Genomic DNA, 17,454 nt, shown 5'->3' with positions numbered 1-17,454 from the left:
AGCGGTTTCCGCGGCAAATAGCTACCGGGTCGATACCTCTCGGTGGGGGGGTCGGAGTGCCGGCAATCACGACGCGCTGGCGAGGGTTTAGGTGGGAGCCCGGTCGCCCTCCTGTATGCCGAGTGATTCCGACTCCAGTCTCGCCAACTACCCCGTTGCACGCTATCTGGGCATCGACGCCGCGGACCACCCCTCCATCACGGTCGACGGCACGCTCTGTTACCTCGCCGATACGACCGGGTCGCCGGACGTCTGGCGACGCGAGGACGCCGACGCCGCCCCCGAGCGCCTGACCGGCCACGACGAGCGCGTCTCCTTCGTCTCGGCCTCGCCAACCCGCCGAGAGGCCATCTTCGGGATGGACCAGGGGAGCAACGAGCGCGACCAGCTGTTCCTGTACGACCTCGAAACCGGCGAGGAGACCGACCTCACCCGCGACCCGGACTCGATCCACTCGTGGGGGTGCTGGGCCCCCGACGGCGACCGCTTCGCCTACGCCGCGAACCGGCGCGCGGACGACACGTTCGACGTCCACGTCCAGCGCCGGGACGAGACGGCCGCCCAGAGCGACGTCGTCCACGAGGGCGAGGGCGGCTTCCTCTCGGTCGCCGCGTGGGGCCCCGACGGTGACCGGCTCGCCCTCGTCGACGCCCGCGCGAGCTTCGCGCAGGACCTCTACGTCCTCGATCTCGATTCCGGCGAGACCACTCAGGTAAACGTCGACGAGGACGCCCGCTACGAGGACCCGACCTTTGGCCCGGACGGCGGGCTCTACGTCCGCACGAACCAGCCCGGCGACCACACCGTCCTCGGGCGGTTCGACCTCGACGCCGTCGCGGACGACGACGACGACCGCGAGCCCGGCGCGGCCGACGACGCCCTCGACGTCGTCGCGGACCGCGACAGCTGGAACGTCGACGGCTACGCGCTCGACCGCGACACGGGCCGCGTGGCGTACACGACGAACGTCGACGGGTACTCCGAGCTCGTCGTCGGCGAGCTGACCGCGCCGACGACGGTGTCGGTTACGGCTCGCCCGCCGGTCGGCGCGACCGCCGCGGACCCCGGCGTCGTCTCCGAGCTGGAGTGGGCCCCGGCGGCCGAGCGCCTCGCAGTTACCCACGCCGCGAGCGACCGCCCGTACCGTATCGTCGCCGTCGACGGCGAGACGGCCGTGGACCACGACGGCTCGGTCGACGGCGAGGCCGACGACGAGGTGTTCGACGAGCAGCGCACCCCGGTTCGGCCCTGGGCCGACCACGGGACGCTCGGCCTCCCGCAGAGCACGTTCGCCGCGCCGGCGGTCGTTCGCTACGAGACGTTCGACGGCCGGGAGATCCCGGCCTACTGGACGCTGCCGCCGGGCGTCGCGGGCGCCAGCGACGCAGCCGGTGCCGACGATCCCGCCGAGGCCGACGTCCCGGTCATCGTCGACATTCATGGCGGGCCCGAACACCAGCGGCGGCCGTGGTTCAACCCCACGAAGCAGTTCTTCCTCCGACAGGGGTACGCCGTCCTGGAGCCGAACGTCCGCGGGTCGTCCGGCTACGGCAAGGCGTACACGCACCTCGACGACCGCGGGAACCGGATGGACTCCGTGCGCGACGTCAAGGCCGCCGTCGACTGGCTCGGCGACCAGCCCGCGGTCGACACGGACCGCGTCGTCGCCTACGGGCGCTCCTACGGCGGGTTCATGGTGCTCGCGGCGATCACGGAGTACCCGGAGCTATGGGCCGCGGCCGTCGACTTCGTCGGCATCGCGAACTTCGAGACGTTCCTCGAGAACACGGGCGAGTGGCGGCGCTCCCACCGCGAGCAGGAGTACGGCGCGCTCGAGAACAAAGAGCTCCTCGAGCGGATCAGCCCGATCCACCGCACGGACCGGATCGAGTGCCCCCTCTTCGTCCAGCACGGCGCGAACGACCCGCGCGTCCCCGTCGGCGAGGCCGAACAGATCGTCGCGGAGCTGGAGGAGCGCGGCATCCCCGTCGAGTCCTGCATCTTCGACGACGAGGGGCACCACACGACCAGCCGCGAGAACCGGATCGAGCAGTTCGAGCGCATCGCCGACTTCCTCGGCGAGCACGTCGGGACGAACCCGTAGCGTTCCGGCGATTCGATAAACGAACGACCACTCTTTGCCCGTCGGCGTGCCGATCCGTCCGACTATCGCTAGAGACAATAATGATAATAGTCGTACGTGTCAAATAGTTTCATAAGGATAGAGGCGTAATTAACGAACAGGAGCGTCGTAGTCCAATGGCAAACGTCGAACGCAAACCGGACGGTCAGCAGGGAGCGAGTAGTCACCAGGGAACCGAGAACCACGGGACAGCGGAGCCGACGATCGACTCGAACGAGGCGGAGCTGGCGGCCGCGGCCGGCCTGTTCGACCGCGTCGCCGTCGTCACGGACGAGACGGCGGCCGGCCGCGCGGCCGCGGAAACCGGTCTCGCGGTCGCACAGGCGCACGGCGCCGACGTCGACGCGCTATACGTCGTCGACACCACTCGCGAGTGGGACATCCTCGTCGAGCGGCAGGAGGATTCGGGCGAGGCCGCGGTCGACGAGGTCGCCGCGCACGGCGCGGAGCTCGGCGTCGACGTCGAGAAGTGGTTCCGCTACGGCCGCGACCACGATGAGGTACTCGACTTCGCGAACGCGCACGACGCGGACCTGATCGTCGTCGGCTCCGCGAAGCCGACCGGGATGGAGCGCGTCCTGAACCCGGACACGCTGCCCGCCCGCGTCCAGCGCCGCGCCGACGTCCCCGTGCTGATCGTCGGGCCCGACGAGGTCTGACTGTCTCGCGGTTTCTCCCCCAGCTGCGTCGTCGCTTTTTGTCGTAGTTTCGTTTTCTGCGTGGGTTGCCGGACGTCTGGTCAGTGGCGCATGAACCGTCGTCCGTGGCCGTGAATCTCCCCAGGAGCGGGTCTCGGTATCGCGCGAAATCTCCGATCGGTGTGCGCTATCCGGTTGTTCGGTACTCGTCGCTGGCAACTCCACTCGATACTTCTCGAAAGCTCCAGCCGCTGAGTAGTCTCGCTTATAAATGGGCTTGGCTGGCTTCGTTGCTGAAACCGCTCAGCAGGCTCGGAAACCCCAGTTGCGGAGCAGTCGCATTTATAAACAAGATTCGCTATCGGCGCTTGCGACACCACTCGGCACACCCAGAAAGCCCCAGCCGCCGAGCGGTCGCATTTATAAACAAGATTCTCGATCGGCGCTTGCGACACCGCTCAGCATGCTTCGAAAGCCCCAGCCGCTGAGCGGTCGCGCTGCTCGCTGCGCTCCTCACCCGGCTCGCTCACTCCGTTCGCTCGCCGAGTTCCGGTGCTTGCATCGCAGGGCGTCCCGCTCAGCGGCTGCCCCTTTCAGTCCCGCCCGGGAGTGGTGGCCGGGCGTCGTGAGCGGCGGTTGCCGAGCGGTCGCGGTGCGGTTGGCGCGCGCGAGCAACGCGTGCGAGGGAGGCCGGTGGCGCGCCGCGGCGGTGTCCTCGTGAGCGGAGCAAACGAGGGGCCGGAAGTCGCAGCCCGGACCCGTCCGTCGTAGACGCAACGGAAGCCCGGACCGTCTTCCGAGGCGGAGAGCGCGGATATGTCGCGGAGCGACCGCGAGCGGCCGAGGGCTTTCTGGGTGTTTGCGGTGCTGTCAAGTGCAGCAGCGTCTGCACCTTTAAATACAGTTTATAAGTAAGAGCGGCCGAGGGCCTTCGAGGAATCGGCGGTACCGTATGGAGCACAGCCTCTGCCTCTGTACACCAGTCCTCAAGACGAGAGCCACCAAATACTCCTTAGCCAAGAAAACGAGGAACAGCCCCTCTAAAATCGGCTATTCAGCTCCAGACGTTCGCGAAGACGCGGCGCCAGTTTCGATAGGCGATCGCCTCGATCTCCTCCTCGGAGTAGCCACGGTCGCGAAGCGCGTCCAGCAAGACGTTTAGGCCGCGAACGTCGCCGATGGCCTCGGGGATGCCCGCGCCGTCGAAGTCCGAGCCCAGCCCAACGCAGTCGATCCCGGCCTGCTCGACGAAGTGGTCGATGTGGTCGACCATGATCTCGACCGGCATGTCGTCGTCCGAGTCGCCCTCGGGATGCAGGAAGCCGGTCCCGAACGTCAGGCCGACGAGGCCGTTCTCATCGCCGATGGCCGCCAGCTGCTCGTCGGTGAGGTTGCGCGTCGCGGGACAGACCGCGTGCGCGCCGGTGTGACTCACGACCGGCGGGTTCGCGGACGCCTCGACGACGTCCCAGAAGCCGGCCTCGTTCAGGTGCGCGCAGTCGACGAGGATGCCGCGCTCGTCGCAGGCGCGGACGAGATCGTGGCCGGCGTCGGTGAGCCCGTCGCCGGTGTCGGGGCTGGCGTCGTGGACGAAGGGGACGCCGTTGCCGAACTGGTTCGGGCGCGACCAGGTGATCCCGACCGAGCGCAGGCCGGCCGCGTACAGCAGGTCGAGGTTCGAGAGGTCCGGAGCGATGGCCGCGGCGCCCTCGACGTGCGCGATGGCGCCGAGCGACTCCCCGTCCAGGCAGTCGTCCAGGTCGTCGATGTCCTCGACGATCCGGAACGCGTCGCTCGCGCGGGCCCAGCGGTTCAGCGCACTCAGCTGGTCGAGGACGACCCGTTCCGCGACCTCGGGGTCGATGGCCGCCGGGAGCTCGCCGTCGTGGACGTCGACCGGCTCGGTGTTCGGGTCCGCGCTCGACGGGACGAACGACGCGAAGATCCCCACCGCGAGCGGCGATTCGAGGGCCCGCGGCAGGTCGAGGTGGCCGCCGTCGCGCTCGAGGAACGCCTCGTCGACGCCGGGGACTTCCTCACTGACCGCTGCCGACTTCTCCGCGCGGCGCTCGTCGTCCGTACACCGCAGCAGGGTGTCGTTGTGGCCGTCGATTACCGGCACGGCGTCGACCACGTCGGCCGCAGCTTCGGCGGCCTCGACGGTCTCGGCGACCTCGGCGTTGGTGGCGGCGGAGTCCTCGGTGTCGACCATCAGACCGTGTTCGAGTCGATGTCGCGCGGGAAGTGCGTGAGCCACTCGACGCCGTCCTCGGTGATGGCGATGGTGTCGGAGTGGCGGTAGCCGAACTCCTCGGTGTAGAGACCGGGCTCGATGGTGTACACCTGGCCGGGCGCCATCGTCGCGTCCTCGCCGTCGTAGCGCTCGTCCCAGCCGCGGTCGATGTACGGCGGCTCGTGGCCGTCCATCCCGATATTGTGGCCGACGTGGTGCTGCGCGAGGTCGGTGATGCCCTGCTCCTCGAAGTAGTCCCAGACGGCCTGGTCGACGTCGCTGACGGGGACGCCCGGGCCGAGCGCGTCGATGGCGATGTCCTGGGCCTCGAGCATGAGCTCGAAGTAGTGCTCCTGCTCGTCGGTGTAGTCGCCGACGAACATCGTCCGCTCCAGCTCGGAGTTGTAGCCGTCGACGTTCGCGGACGCGCCCGTGATGAGCACGTCGCCCTCCGAGAGGCGCTCGTTCGGCGTGTGGCCGTGCGGGAGCGCGGTCTCCTCGCCGGAGATGTAGCCGGCGTGGACCGGGCCGCTGCCGCGCACGCGCACGGAGTAGGTGTCACCGAGCGTGTCGAGCATCGCGCGGGAGGCGTCGGTCGATGCGCGCTGTGAGACCGTCGAGGGATGTGCGCCGACCTCGGTGTAGTCGGCGAGGTAGCGGTGACCCAGGTTGGCCCACTTCGCGGACTCGCGGATGAGGTCGACCTCCGCGTCCGTCTTCTCCCAGCGCAGGCGGTCGACCCACGACTGGTCCTCGACGTCGACGAACTCGGAGAGGCTCGGCCCCTCGTACCCCATCACGCCGGGCGCGCCGTCGGAGTCGGCGGCGACGGCGTCGACGCCGAGCCCGTCGAGCATCTCCGCGACGACCTCGATTGGCTTGCCGCCGGGGTAGTCGAAGTAGTTGTGAACGGCGTCGATGCGGGGGTTCGGCTCGACGCGCTCGACCTCGAGCCGGGGCACCGTGATCTCGAGGCGGTCCTGCGTGACCGCCAGCGCGACGGGCCGCTCCGTCTGGATGTGGTGGAACCCGGAGAGGTACTCGATGCTGGTCGCGCCGAACCAGACGCCGGCGTCGGCGTCGCTGTCGGCGATCTTCGTGCGTATCTCGGCGAGGCGGTCGTCGAACTCGCGGTCGGGAAGCTCCGTTGCCATACCCATGGGTGGGCGAGTCGCCCTGTAAAAACGTCGGGAAGCGGTCGTTCACGGGGGTCATTGACAGCTCCGCGCCCGCCCCGGAGAAACGGCGATGCCGCGAGGCGTCCCGCGACTACGTTCGGACCCACGCGGCGGTTCCCGCGAGCCCGGCCAGCAGCAGCGCGCCGACCAGGAGCATGACCGGCGACGGCAGCGGGGAGCCACCCTGGGCAGCCGGCGTCTCTCCGGAGCCGTCGGGCGTCGCCTCGACGTTCTGCTGCTCTCCCTCGACCTCGCCGGTCTGGACGGACTCGGACGCCTGCACCGTGATGGAGCCGGCGTCCGTTCCCGAGACGGCGTAGCTGTAGTTGCCCGGGGCGGGCGAATCGGTGAACGTCACCGTTCGGCTCTCGTTCGGCGCGAGGGTGACCGTCGTGGCGGCGACGATCGACCCGTTGCGGCGGAGCGTCACCATCGTCTGCTCCGCGAGCAGCCCGTCGTTCCGCACGGTGCCAGCGACGGTGACCGGCTCGTCGGCCTTGACCGCGGAGTCGTCGACCGTCGCGTTGGGGACGTCGTAGACGGCGGTTTTCGCCCCGACGACGTAGGTGGTCGGGTGGTCCGTCGTCACCGCGAACACGTAGCTCTCGTTCGTCTCGTTGACCAGCGTGGCGTTCGCGTCGCCCCAGCCGTCGCCGACGCCCGATTCGTTGCCGGCGGCCGAGTCGTTGCCGGCGACCGAGTCGTTGCCGATGCGCTCGAAGATGGCGACGTGGCTCGCGTTGTCGACGTCGAAGGCCTCACGGTCGACCGCGACGCGGAGGGTCACGGTCCCGAGACCGTACCCGTCGGGTTCCCGGATAGAGAGGTACGCCGGGTCCTCGACGCCCGTGGGCGGTTCCGGTCCGGTCGGCGAGATCGAGACCACGAGCGAGAAGTTCCGGCTGGTGTCCGGCGTGACGGTGGCCTCGAGCGCCGTCAGCCCGGTCTCGTTCTCGACGGCGGTTCGCGGCATGTCGACCGTGAAGTTCGTCCCGTTCTCGGGGTGCGTGACGTTGATCCAATGGTCGCCGTCGCCGCCCGCCTCGACCGTCCACGTCGTGTTGGTCGAGTTGGTCGAGTTCGTGTCGTCCGTCGATCCATCGCTAGTCGAGTCGTCGGTCGATCCGCCGTCGGAGGTATCGTCGGTCGACCCGTCACCGGAGCTGCCGTCGGACGTGCTGTCCGACGTGGCCTCTTCGATGGTCAACGTCGCCTCCGCGGGGCGCTCGACGCTCTGCGGGTTCAGGTCGCCCTCGACGGTGTAGTTACCGGCGCTGTCGGGGTTTTGCACGTCCTCGTACTCGATGAGAACGGAGTCGCCCGACTCCAGGTTGTAACTGCCGCCGAAGCTGAACTTCACCGTCTCCCCGTTGTTGGACGCTTTGACGCCGCTGAGATCGTCGAGCACGCTCGTCGAGGTGCCGTCGTCGTGCAGGATGACGGCACGCACCACGTCCGACTGGTCGACGTTGCTCACGTCGGCCGGGTTCGAGGACACGCTGTAGTCCATTTTGATCCCGTTCAGCGACGAGCCGCTCTCGTCCGAATCCGGGGTGAGCGTCGCGGTGTGGGTCGACGTGTTACCCGGGGTGTTCGGGTCCGCGGAGACGGTGGCGTCCTGGGTCGCCGCGACCGGGAGCACCGCCGGTCCGGCGACCGTGGCGACCAGCAGGACGACGGCGAACGCGAGGGCGAAACTGGTCCGTGGCTCGATGCTCCTTGGCTGACGCTCGATGTCCGATTGTGTACGAGTCATTCGAGGGACTGGGCACGTGCCCGGTGTGTGCTAGCCGACGCCCGACGCCGGAATAAGGTTTGAGGCCCAGGAAACGACAGAATCCGCCATACGCTCCCCTCAGGCCCGCTATCAGATTTCTACTGCCAAAATAGGTGGAGAAAAATGCCGCAGATAAACGGCGAGGTGGTGAGTGGACCGGGTCGGAGTCCCGGAGTCGCCGTTAGACCTGGCGCGCGAACGCGAGGTCGCCGGAGACGTTCTTGATGTACGCCTTCACGGTCTGGCCTTCCTCCGCGCCCGGGACGAAGATGGTGTAGTCGCCGCGCTCCGCGACGCCGTCACCCTTGCGGCCGGTACCGACGATCTCGACCTCGTAGGTGTTGCCCGACTCGACGGTGTCCTCCACCGTCGTCGTCGACGTCGTCGTCTGCTTGGCGACCGGGCGGAACGCACCGCAGGCCTCACAGCGGAGCATCGACGTCCGGTCCTCGGTCACGAGCTTCGTGTCCGGCAGGCCGCACTCCGAGCAGGTGACGTACGTCGCCACGTAGCCGTCGAGGGCCTCCTGGAAGTCGCCCGCGCGGAAGTTGCCGTTGTAGCGGGCCACGCCGTTCTCGAACTGGCCGGCCGTCCCCAGCTCGCGCTGGATGTTCGAGTGGACGTGCTCGGCCGCGCGTCCGAGCGCGTCGGCGATCGCGGAGATGTTCGTCAGTCGGGTGAACGCGCCGTCCTTCTGTGCCGTCGGGTCCGGAACCTGGAGCCGCTCGTCGGAGCCGCCGAGGTCCGGCAGCGCGTCGATCGCGCGGTCGAGACTCGCCTCGTATTCCATACGATCGGGAGGCGACGACTACTGAAAGCGCTTCCGGGTTGCCACGTCGCCCGCTGCTCACCGCGACCACTGGCCGGCTCAGAACGTAACCGCAATCGACGTTGGGTCCCGGTCGAGCGTGGCGTCCATCGCTCGGGCGAGCGCGGGAGCGGCGCCGAGGTCAGTCGCAACTGCGCTCCCGGAAATCCGCACGTCCGTCTCGGCTCGCTCTCCGTCGTCGACGCTAACCGCGCCGTCCAGCGGCGCGGTCGCGGCGAGCAGTGCCGTGAACAGTGCTCGTGCGCGGTCGCCGTCGACCTCGACGGTCCGATCGACGTCGAGCGCGAGGGCTTCCTCGCCCGTTTCGACTCGCTCCCACGCGTCGGTGACGAGGTCCCCGAGCGCGTGTGCGGCGTGGTCCGGCGCCGTTGCGAGCGCGTCGAGCGCCGTCGCGAGTCGGTCGCGCTCGCGCGTCAACTCGGCGTCGCGGTCGATCCGCTCGGTGATCTCGCGACCCACCAGCGTCACCCGTGGCTCCCCGCCCTGCTCGTGCTCCACGAGCGTCACCGAGAGAGGAACCTCGTACCCCTCGGCGTGGCGGGCGAACACCTCGAGGTTCCGCGTCCCGACCGGCGACCGGCCGGTTTCGAGGTACTCGCTCGCGACCTCGGCGGCGGTCTCGAAGAAGCGGTCCGGAAGCAGCTGGGTCACCGGTTCGCCGACGAGCGTACCGGGTGCGTGGCCGAGGACAGTCTCGACTGCCGGGTTCGCCGTTCGCACTGTCCCGTCGCGGGCGACGGTTATCGTCGGGTCCGGACTGGCTCGGAGGAACTCACCGGCAGAAACCACGTCGAGGTCCGCAGATCGGGCGTCGTCAGCTTCGGATTCGACTCGCATTACCATCGATGGACCGTGGGACCATCAAAGACCTTATGGCCGGGGTCACCGCCAGCGTGAGGTCATTCCTACCAGCATACGTAAGTTTGTCAGACGCTGAGCAAGATTCTTATATCCCTCCGTGTAAACGTAACACGATTGATGAGCAAGATCACGTTCCGCGCGGACGACGATCTCGTGGCTCGGCTCGAAGGCCGTCAAGAGTCGAAAAGCGAGATTATGCGCGAGGCACTCAGGTCGTACCTCGACGAGAGTGCCGCGGCGGAGTCGTCCGACGTCGACGACGTGATCGACGACCGGGTCGGTGAGGTGGTCGACGACCGCCTCGATTCGGCGCTCGAATCCCGGATCGACTCGATGATCGACGACCGGCTCGACGCGGCGCTGGGCGATCGATTCGGTCGGTACCCCCAGAAAACGCCGGAGAGTGGGCGTGACGTGAACGTAAACGTCTCACTCGATGGAGTCGGCGGCGAGGTCGAGGGGTCGACCGCGACTGCGTCGGAGGAGTCCGACCGCGTCGAAACCTCGGCTGGAGAAGCCGTCGACGAGTCCGCGGATGGGGTCGCGTCGTGTGACAGCTGTGGTGAATCGATGCCGGACGACCACGTATACTGTCCGAACTGCGGCGAGAAACGGTCCCATCGCGTGTTCTGTGAGTGCGGCGACGAGCTCCGGTCGGACTGGTCGTTCTGCCCGGGCTGCGGCCGTCGGACGCCGGCAGCGGACGTCCTCGACACACGATAACACACAAAAACGGGCGTATACGCACTGTATACGCTATTCCCGCCGGATGTCTTACAACCGGCGGTAATTTTAAGTATCTTCCTTCTGTGCATCCATTCGTGTAAGACGGTCGTCTTACAACCGGACGCCGCGGAGCGGGTCCCCGCTCTTTCCGGCGATTACGGGGCGTGAGACACCAAAGCCACGTGCTTCCGTCTTACCGGGGGAATGACAATATGGAGCGTGTGACACTACGAATCCCGAAACAGCAGATAGAGGAGGTCGAACAGATGGTCGAAACGGGCAAGTTCCCGAACCGGAGCGAAGCGATCCGGTCGGCGGTCCGTGAGATGCTAAGCGAGCACGACGGCGAGACCGAGGGTCGTCGGACGAACGAACGCAGCTGGGCCAAGGTGTAAGTATGCAGGATATCGTTCAGGACGCCCTTGACAACGCCGAGCAGGAGAAACGCGACATGGACGAGGCGCTGGACGGCGCCGACGACGACGAGTTCGGGGACCCCCGGATCGTCATCGTCGGGGCTGGCGGGGCCGGCAACAACACGGTCAACCGCCTGTACAACATCGGTGTCGACGGCGCGGACACGATCGCGATCAACACCGACAAGCAGCACCTCAAGATGATCGAGGCCGATACGAAGATCCTCGTGGGCAAGTCCCTCACCGAGGGGCTTGGCGCCGGCGGCGACCCCAAGATGGGCGAGCGCGCCACCGAGATGGCCCAGGGGACGATCAAGGAGGTCCTCGGCGACGCGGACCTCGTCTTCGTCACCGCCGGGATGGGCGGCGGGACGGGTACCGGTGCGGCCCCGGTCGTCTCGAAGATCGCGAAAGAGCAGGGCGCCATCGTCGTCGGGATGGTCTCGACGCCGTTCAACGTCGAGCGCGCCCGCACGGTGAAAGCGGAGGAAGGGCTCGAAGAGCTCCGGAACGAGGCCGACTCGATCATCGTCCTCGACAACAACCGCCTCCTCGACTACGTGCCGAACCTGCCGATCGGCAAGGCGTTCTCGGTGATGGACCAGATCATCGCCGAGACGGTGAAGGGGATCTCCGAGACCATCACTCAGCCGTCCCTCATCAACCTGGACTACGCGGACATGTCCACGATCATGAACCAGGGCGGCGTCGCAGTGATGCTCGTCGGCGAGACCCAGGACAAGAACAAGACGCAGGAAGTGGTCAACGACGCGATGAACCACCCGCTGCTGGACGTCGACTACCGCGGCGCATCCGGCGGGCTCGTCCACATCACGGGCGGGCCGGACCTCACGCTGAAAGAGGCGGAGGGCATCGCGAACAACATCACCGAACGCCTCGAGGCGAGCGCCAACGTCATCTGGGGCGCCCGCATCCAGGAGGAGTACAAGGGGAAGGTTCGCGTGATGGCGATCATGACCGGCGTCCAGAGCGCGCAGGTGCTCGGCCCGTCCACGCAGAAGCAGGCCGACAAGTCCCGCGAGAAGCTCCAGGATCCCGAACCCGGCACCGTTTCCGAGAGTGCCGACGCCGCAGCCTGGGAGTCCGACGGCGGTCGCGAGGAGGTCGAGCAGAACAACGGCCTCGACGTCATCCGCTAACGGCCCGTCGACGAACTCCCACGGGACGACGACGCGACAACTTCTTTTTGAGCGAACGTCGATGCACGGGGAGGCGTGCCACCATGCCTACCCCCCTCTTTCGCCTGCGACGACTCACACCAGCACTGCTACAGTGGGCCAGCTTCCGAATGCGCTAGCAACGTGGACAGCGAGATCGGGAGAATCGCCGTCGCCGACGGAGACTGATTCGGCTTCAGTGGACTTCGGGGGCAGACCGTTCAGGCGTCACACCGCTTCGATCGCCTCGACCAGCCGGCACTTCCGGCAGACCTCGCGGCTCGTCTTCGACCCGCACTCCGCGCACTCCTGCAGGTCGGCGCCCTCGCCGTCCTCGCGATAGCGGTCGGCCGCCAGCGCTGACAGTTCCTCGTAGCCGGCCATGATCGAGTGGCGCGTGCCGGGGTGGTTCTCCTCCAGCTCGTGGAGCAGCTCCTTGATCTCCCCGCGGTAGGACTCCTCGGCGTGGGGGCACTCGGCCATGTGCGCGGGGATGTCCCGGAGGTGGCAGTAGAGCGCGACCTCCTTCTCGGGCACGTCGCGGAGGGGCTTTGCTCGTGGGACGAACGCCCCCAGGTCCTCGCGGTCGTCGAACGAGCCGATGGAGGCGTCGAAGTGCTTCGCGACCTGCTGGACGTCGCCCTCGAGGAAGTTCATCAGCGCCGTCTGGGCCTCGTCGTCGAGGTTGTGGCCCGTGAGCAGCTTGTCCGCGCCGAACTCGTCGGCATAGGTCTCCAGTAAGTCCCGGCGGAAGACGCCGCAGTACGCGCAGGCGGCCATGTTCTCGGGGTCCTTCTCGACCACGTCGTCCATCTCCACGCCGATCTCGTCCGCGTAGGTGACGACCTCGTGGCGCATGTCGAGGTCGGCCGCGAGCTCCTCGCAGGCGTCGAGGCTCTCGTCGCGGTAGCCCTCGATCCCCTCGTGGATCGTCAGCGCGATCATCTCGACGCGCCGGTCCACCCCGAAGGTGTCGTCGAGGATGGACGCGAGCACGACGCTGTCCTTCCCGCCGGAGAGCCCGATGACCCACGTCTCGGGATCCTCGGGCGTCGCGTCGTCCGGGATGAGGTCGTCCTCGCGGACGCGACGCCGAACCCGCTTCTCCACCGACTCGCAGAAGTGCGTCTCACAGAGGTGGGCGCCGGAGTAGGCGGCGTGGGTCACCGCGTCGGCGCCGCACTTGTCACAGTTCATTACCGGGGCGTAGCGCGCCGCCGCGGAAACCCGTTTCGGGCCCGCGTGACGCCGGGAACTGCCGGGCTCGACAGCCATGGCATACGAGCGTCGCCACCCCGGAGCGAATACCGTCGCGCCGGGACGCAACCGGTTTCAACGCCGACGCCCAATCCGGGCGTAATGGACCGCAGCGCTGCCGTCGACCGGGTCGAGGAGATCGTCGAGACGGTCGAGTCCGAGACGATGCCGGTTCCCGTCCGCGAGGTCTGGGTGTACGGCGACGTCGCGCTCGGGCTCGACCCCGTCGAGCGACTGGACGTCTACGTGACGAAGGACATTCTCCTCGGCGGTGGGGGTGGCGGCGGCGCAGGCGGCGCAGGCACCGGTGACGGCGACGACGTCGACTACGAGAGCAAATACGGCGTCAAGGGTATCGGTGGCACGGTCCGCGCGGACTGGGCCGAACAGCACACTGACCTGATCCGCGCGAACGACGGCGGGTACGCCGCGCCGGAGCAGTGCCTCGCCGCGCACCTGCTCCTGGACGACGAGCCGATCCACCTCGAGGTGTGCAACGCGAGCTTCGACGACAACGTCACCCAGCGGCTGGAGGGCGCGCTCGCCCGCGACACCTACGAGGAGATCCTCGACCCGCGGGGCGTCTGCCTCTGGGTCGACGGCGAGCGCGACCCCGAGGCGTTCGAGAAGCTCCGCGAGGGCTCGTTCGCGATGCCGACCCTCGACGGCGCCCTCGAGATGCTCGGCGCGGACGCGGAGACGGCCGCAACGGCCGCAAAAACCATCGAACAGCAGCGCGCGGAGACGGAGGGCGCCACGGTCCGCGGCGACGTAGTCTGAGCGGTTGGCGGAACCCTCCGCTTAAAAGAGCTCGACGCGCGCGCCGAGGCCCTCGACGACGTCGGCGAACGCCCGGGCGTCCGTCTCGATCGGCTCGAAGGTGTCGTAGTGAACCGGCAGCACCAGGTCCGGGTCCGTCTCCTCGACGAGCTCGGCCGCCTCGTGGCGGTCCATCGTGTAGTGGCCGCCGATGGGCGGGATCAGGACGTCCGGCGAGAGCGCGTCGTGGTGCGGGAGGTGGTCGGAGTCACCGACGACGAAGACGCTGTTGCCCGCGAGCCCGAGCACGATGCCGATGCCGTCGCCCTGCGCGTGGAACGGCTCTCCGTCCTCGTCGACGTGGCCGCCGGTGGGCTCGTTGTACGCGGGCTCCGTAACCACGTCGATGCCGTCGACGACGGTCTCGCCCCGCTCCGCGAGGGCGACCACGTCCCGGTCGAGGTCGCTCGTGTCCACGCCCTCGAAGACGGCTACCGTCGCGTCCGGGCCCGCGACGGCCTCGATGCCGTCAGGGTCGTAGTGGTCGAAGTCGGCGTGGGTGACGAAGACCACGTCGCCGTCGCTCGGGTCGCCCTCGACGACGTCGCTCCACGGGTCGACGTAGACGACCGTCCCGTCGCTCGTTTCGACGCGCACGCTGGCGTGCCCGAGCCGCTCGAACCGGAGATCGTCGTAACTGACGGACATGTCATGTGTGGCTTCGGTGAGATGGGACTTAAAAGACCTCGCCGTATTTGCTGTTGGACTTCGTTCGCCGATCTCGAACGGTCGGGCCTGTGGACTTTCGCAGTTATCCGGCAGATCGGGTTCCGTCCCCGGCGACACCACTCAGCAGGGTTCGAAAGCCCCAGCCGCCGAGCGCTCGCGCTGCTCGCTGCGCTCCTCACGGCTCACTCGCTTCGCTCGTTCGCCGTTGCGGTGCTAGCGTCGCAGGGCTTCGCGCTCGGCGGCTGCCCCTTTCAGTCCCGCCCGGGAGTGGTGGCGAGGCGTCACTCGCGGCGGCTGGATCGCCGCCGACGCGCGCCGGCTGGCCGGCGTGCGGTGCGGGGCGGTCGGCGCGCGCGAGCAACGCGTGCGAGGGAGGGCGGTGGCGCGCCGCGGCGGTGCGGGCCGGCGCGCCCCGGCCGAGGCTGGGGAGGACTGAGGAAGTGCGGTTGTTGGGCGGTGTTGTTGCGGTCGCAGTTGCGGAGCGCTGCTGTCCTGGCGGACTGAAAGGGCGACGGCCGGTCGCGCCGGAGGGGAGTCGCTGAATCGACCCCTATCCACGCCGGGCGGTGTCTTCGCGAGCGCAGCGAGCGAAGGCCAGAAAGTCGCAGCCCGGACCCGTCCGTCGAAGACGCAACGGAAGCCCGGACCGTCTTTCGTGGCTGAGAGGCGTGGATATGTCGTTCAGCGACCGCGAGCGGCCGAGGGCTTTCCGGGCGTTTGTGGTGCTGTCGAGCGCAAGTCCGTATCACCTGTTCAAATTCGCTTATAAAAGCGGCCGAAGGCTTTCTGGCTGCTATCGTCCAATGTAGCAGCCTCTGCACCTGAACTTCCAGTTTACAGACAAAAATCCACCAACGACCTCCCGACTTTCAAACCCGACCAACAGTAACGTCGAAGGGAACGATCTCGATCCGCTCGTACTCGCCCGACTGCATCTGCTCGACCACGGCTCGACCCATCTCGCGCCAGCGACGGCGCAGTTCGTCGTACTCCGTCTCCGAGAGCGCCGACTCCAGTTCGGCGCGATGCGACGCGATGCCGGCGCCGCTCGCCTTTCGGGCTGCGTCCTCCATCGCGGCCTCGGTGTAGGGCGCCTCGACGCGCTTCCGGTGGTGGTACCGGTCCGTCGAGACGTCGCCGAGGCCGACCTCGTCGAACAGCTCCTGCACGCGCCGGCCGAGCGCAACGTCGGTGCCGACGCCGGCGAGGAACGCCTCCCGGGCCTCGCGCTCGAGCCCCTCCTCGGCCTCGACGGTCGAGGAGACAGCGACCTCGGCGTTGTTCGGCTCGATCGCGGCGACGCGGTCCGCGGCGACGCGGGCGAACTCCGCGACCGCGACCCGGGGCTCGGGGAGGTTGATGAGCAGGGCCTGACAGACGACCAGGTCGAACGCGTCGTCGGGGAAGGGCAGTCGCGTCGCGTCGCCGGCGAGGAACGAGCGCTCGGCTGGCCCCTCGTCCGGCGTCCCTTCCTCGCCCGGTGACGCTCCCTCGCCCGGTGCCGCTCCCTCGTCCACCGTCGCTTCCTCGCGGGCGACTGCCAGGAGCTCGGGGTCCGCGTCGACGCCGACGACCGTCGCGTCCGGGTGGGCCTCCTCGGCGAGGACCCGCGTCAGCTCGCCCGTCCCGCAGCCGACGTCGAGGATGCGGTCGTGGGCCGCGAGGTCGAGGTCCGCGAGGGCTGCGCGGCTGTCGGCCCACATCCCGCGGCGCGTGCGTTCGAGGTACTCGGCGGAGAAGCGGCGCACAGCCGGGGTTCTCTCCCCGGAGAAATAAGGCTCATCCCTCGGCGTCGGCAGTCGTCGGGGCGAAGCAAGGACGCCCCGCTATCGACGACTGCGGGAGTTTACTCCTCGTGGTCGTGGCGCAGCTCGCGGACGCGATTGATGTTCCACTCGAAGCTCTTGCCGTCCTCCGTCGGCGTCTCCAGCGCCATCGGGACGTCGGCAAGGTCCGGGTGGTTGATGAAGCGCTCCATCCCCTCCTCGCCGATGAGGCCCTCGCCGATGTGAGCGTGCTCGTCCTTGTTCGTCCCGCACTCGTGTTTGGAGTCGTTGAGGTGGATGTACTCCAGGTGCTCTAAGCCGACGACGTCGTTGAACTCCGCGATGGTCTCGTTGACCGCGGGCGCCGACGAGAGGTCGTAGCCGGCCGCGAACATGTGGGCCGTGTCGAGGCAGACGTCGACGTCCTGCTCCGTGCGGTCGATGACCTCGGCGAGGTGTTCGAACTCGCCGCCGAGCTTCGTCCCCGAGCCCGCGTCGGACTCGACGAGGATGGTGACGCCCTCGGGCACGTCGACCTCGTCGAGGACGGAGGCGGCGTTGTCGAGGCCGCCGTCGACGCCCGCGCCGGTGTGGGCGCCGAGGTGAACGTTCACGTACGGAATGTCGAGCTGGGCGGCGGCGTCGACCTCCTTCTGCATCGAGTCGAGCGACTTCTCGCGCAGGTCGTCTTTCGGCGTACAGAGGTTGACGAGGTAGGAGGTGTGGATCACCCACGGGCCCTTCAGGTTCTTCTTCGTGCCCGTCCGGAACTTCTCGGCCTCCTCGTCGCCGATGTTCGGGTCCTGCCATACCTGCGGCGAGTGGGTGAAGATCTGCCCGCAGTTGCCGCCGACGTCCAGCTGGTTCCCCACGGCGTTGTCCACGCCGCCCGCGATCGACACGTGCGCACCGACTCGGAGAGTCATACGGACACGTGGCGAGCGACCGTCAAAGCCGCTTCGGA

The 17,454-nt window shown here is 68.1% G+C and carries 15 protein-coding genes; 6 read left to right on the top strand and 9 right to left on the bottom strand.

What is annotated here, in order from left to right:
• Window positions 1-115 precede the first annotated feature (115 nt).
• Together ACQE3M_RS05765 and ACQE3M_RS05760 are read left to right on the top strand one after the other, a co-directional pair.
• The gene (locus ACQE3M_RS05765) at window positions 116-2,104 is read left to right on the top strand and encodes a S9 family peptidase (RefSeq protein WP_430504514.1); all 1,989 of its coding nucleotides are present in this window, start codon (window positions 116-118) and stop codon (window positions 2,102-2,104) included.
• Window positions 2,105-2,259: 155 nt separating this feature from the next.
• On the top strand, window positions 2,260-2,802 hold the full coding sequence (locus ACQE3M_RS05760) for a universal stress protein (RefSeq protein WP_430504513.1): 543 nt from the start codon (window positions 2,260-2,262) through the stop codon (window positions 2,800-2,802).
• Between the two features lie 1,033 nt (window positions 2,803-3,835).
• On the opposite strand, the gene ACQE3M_RS05755 is transcribed toward ACQE3M_RS05760, so the two are convergent.
• The 5 genes from ACQE3M_RS05755 to ACQE3M_RS05735 form a co-directional block, all read right to left on the bottom strand.
• Window positions 3,836-4,993 carry a dipeptidase gene (locus ACQE3M_RS05755; RefSeq protein ID WP_430504512.1) on the bottom strand — a complete coding sequence of 386 codons (1,158 nt, stop codon included), beginning with the start codon at window positions 4,991-4,993 and terminating at the stop codon, window positions 3,836-3,838.
• On the bottom strand, window positions 4,993-6,168 hold the full coding sequence (locus ACQE3M_RS05750) for a M24 family metallopeptidase (protein ID WP_430504511.1): 1,176 nt from the start codon (window positions 6,166-6,168) through the stop codon (window positions 4,993-4,995). Before ACQE3M_RS05750 ends, ACQE3M_RS05755 begins: the two co-directional genes overlap by 1 nt.
• A gap of 115 nt (window positions 6,169-6,283) precedes the next feature.
• Window positions 6,284-7,948 (bottom strand): hypothetical protein, encoded by a 1,665-nt coding sequence (locus ACQE3M_RS05745; protein WP_430504510.1) that lies wholly within the window; start codon window positions 7,946-7,948, stop codon window positions 6,284-6,286.
• A gap of 202 nt (window positions 7,949-8,150) precedes the next feature.
• Window positions 8,151-8,759 carry a translation initiation factor IF-2 subunit beta gene (locus tag ACQE3M_RS05740; protein WP_430504509.1) on the bottom strand — a complete coding sequence of 203 codons (609 nt, stop codon included), beginning with the start codon at window positions 8,757-8,759 and terminating at the stop codon, window positions 8,151-8,153.
• Window positions 8,760-8,837: 78 nt separating this feature from the next.
• Window positions 8,838-9,635 (bottom strand): PAS domain S-box protein, encoded by a 798-nt coding sequence (locus ACQE3M_RS05735; RefSeq protein WP_430504508.1) that lies wholly within the window; start codon window positions 9,633-9,635, stop codon window positions 8,838-8,840.
• Between the two features lie 141 nt (window positions 9,636-9,776).
• Between ACQE3M_RS05735 and ACQE3M_RS05730 the strand changes: the two genes are divergently transcribed.
• The 3 genes from ACQE3M_RS05730 to ftsZ all read left to right on the top strand — a co-directional run bounded on the left by ACQE3M_RS05730 (window position 9,777) and on the right by ftsZ (window position 11,961).
• Window positions 9,777-10,382, top strand: a complete 606-nt coding sequence (locus tag ACQE3M_RS05730) for a double zinc ribbon domain-containing protein (protein WP_430504507.1) — start codon at window positions 9,777-9,779, stop codon at window positions 10,380-10,382.
• Between the two features lie 215 nt (window positions 10,383-10,597).
• Window positions 10,598-10,780, top strand: coding sequence for a ribbon-helix-helix domain-containing protein (locus ACQE3M_RS05725; RefSeq protein ID WP_430504506.1), 183 nt, complete (start codon window positions 10,598-10,600; stop codon window positions 10,778-10,780).
• A 2-nt stretch (window positions 10,781-10,782) separates the two neighbouring features.
• Window positions 10,783-11,961, top strand: coding sequence for a cell division protein FtsZ (ftsZ, locus tag ACQE3M_RS05720; RefSeq protein WP_430504505.1), 1,179 nt, complete (start codon window positions 10,783-10,785; stop codon window positions 11,959-11,961).
• Window positions 11,962-12,207: 246 nt separating this feature from the next.
• Here ftsZ and ncsA read toward each other — a convergent pair whose 3' ends face one another.
• On the bottom strand, window positions 12,208-13,176 hold the full coding sequence (gene ncsA, locus ACQE3M_RS05715) for a tRNA 2-thiolation protein NcsA (protein ID WP_430504504.1): 969 nt from the start codon (window positions 13,174-13,176) through the stop codon (window positions 12,208-12,210).
• Window positions 13,177-13,338: 162 nt separating this feature from the next.
• On the opposite strand from ncsA, the gene ACQE3M_RS05710 reads away from it, so the two are divergent.
• Window positions 13,339-14,016, top strand: a complete 678-nt coding sequence (locus tag ACQE3M_RS05710) for a DUF7095 family protein (RefSeq protein WP_430504503.1) — start codon at window positions 13,339-13,341, stop codon at window positions 14,014-14,016.
• Window positions 14,017-14,037: 21 nt separating this feature from the next.
• On the opposite strand, the gene ACQE3M_RS05705 is transcribed toward ACQE3M_RS05710, so the two are convergent.
• The 3 genes from ACQE3M_RS05705 to ACQE3M_RS05695 form a co-directional block, all read right to left on the bottom strand.
• Window positions 14,038-14,703, bottom strand: a complete 666-nt coding sequence (locus ACQE3M_RS05705; RefSeq protein WP_430504502.1) for an MBL fold metallo-hydrolase — start codon at window positions 14,701-14,703, stop codon at window positions 14,038-14,040.
• Window positions 14,704-15,593: 890 nt separating this feature from the next.
• Entirely contained in the window at window positions 15,594-16,472 is an 879-nt protein-coding gene (locus tag ACQE3M_RS05700; protein WP_430504501.1) for a class I SAM-dependent methyltransferase, read from the bottom strand.
• A 98-nt stretch (window positions 16,473-16,570) separates the two neighbouring features.
• Complete coding sequence (locus ACQE3M_RS05695; protein ID WP_430504500.1) at window positions 16,571-17,416, bottom strand: deoxyribonuclease IV; 846 nt, start codon at window positions 17,414-17,416, stop codon at window positions 16,571-16,573.
• Between the last annotated feature and the right edge of the window lie 38 nt (window positions 17,417-17,454).

It is taken from the genome of Halosubterraneus shenae (assembly GCF_050510935.1).
Classification (GTDB): Archaea; Halobacteriota; Halobacteria; order Halobacteriales; family Haloferacaceae; genus JBDGPU01.
This window is presented reverse-complemented; position numbering and strand designations above follow the sequence as displayed.

Bases quoted from the DNA above. Each gene is read 5' to 3' on its own strand.
- ACQE3M_RS05725 (WP_430504506.1), top strand. From the start codon at position 10,598: ATGGAGCGTGTGACACTACGAATCCCGAAACAGCAGATAGAGGAGGTC.
- ACQE3M_RS05730 (WP_430504507.1), top strand. From the start codon at position 9,777: ATGAGCAAGATCACGTTCCGCGCGGACGACGATCTCGTGGCTCGGCTC.
- ACQE3M_RS05740 (WP_430504509.1), bottom strand. From the start codon at position 8,759: ATGGAATACGAGGCGAGTCTCGACCGCGCGATCGACGCGCTGCCGGAC.
- ACQE3M_RS05755 (WP_430504512.1), bottom strand. From the start codon at position 4,993: ATGGTCGACACCGAGGACTCCGCCGCCACCAACGCCGAGGTCGCCGAG.
- ftsZ (WP_430504505.1), top strand. From the start codon at position 10,783: ATGCAGGATATCGTTCAGGACGCCCTTGACAACGCCGAGCAGGAGAAA.
- ACQE3M_RS05735 (WP_430504508.1), bottom strand. From the start codon at position 9,635: ATGCGAGTCGAATCCGAAGCTGACGACGCCCGATCTGCGGACCTCGAC.
- ACQE3M_RS05705 (WP_430504502.1), bottom strand. From the start codon at position 14,703: ATGTCCGTCAGTTACGACGATCTCCGGTTCGAGCGGCTCGGGCACGCC.
- ACQE3M_RS05750 (WP_430504511.1), bottom strand. From the start codon at position 6,168: ATGGCAACGGAGCTTCCCGACCGCGAGTTCGACGACCGCCTCGCCGAG.
- ACQE3M_RS05765 (WP_430504514.1), top strand. From the start codon at position 116: ATGCCGAGTGATTCCGACTCCAGTCTCGCCAACTACCCCGTTGCACGC.
- ncsA (WP_430504504.1), bottom strand. From the start codon at position 13,176: ATGAACTGTGACAAGTGCGGCGCCGACGCGGTGACCCACGCCGCCTAC.
- ACQE3M_RS05760 (WP_430504513.1), top strand. From the start codon at position 2,260: ATGGCAAACGTCGAACGCAAACCGGACGGTCAGCAGGGAGCGAGTAGT.
- ACQE3M_RS05695 (WP_430504500.1), bottom strand. From the start codon at position 17,416: ATGACTCTCCGAGTCGGTGCGCACGTGTCGATCGCGGGCGGCGTGGAC.
- ACQE3M_RS05710 (WP_430504503.1), top strand. From the start codon at position 13,339: ATGGACCGCAGCGCTGCCGTCGACCGGGTCGAGGAGATCGTCGAGACG.
- ACQE3M_RS05745 (WP_430504510.1), bottom strand. From the start codon at position 7,948: ATGACTCGTACACAATCGGACATCGAGCGTCAGCCAAGGAGCATCGAG.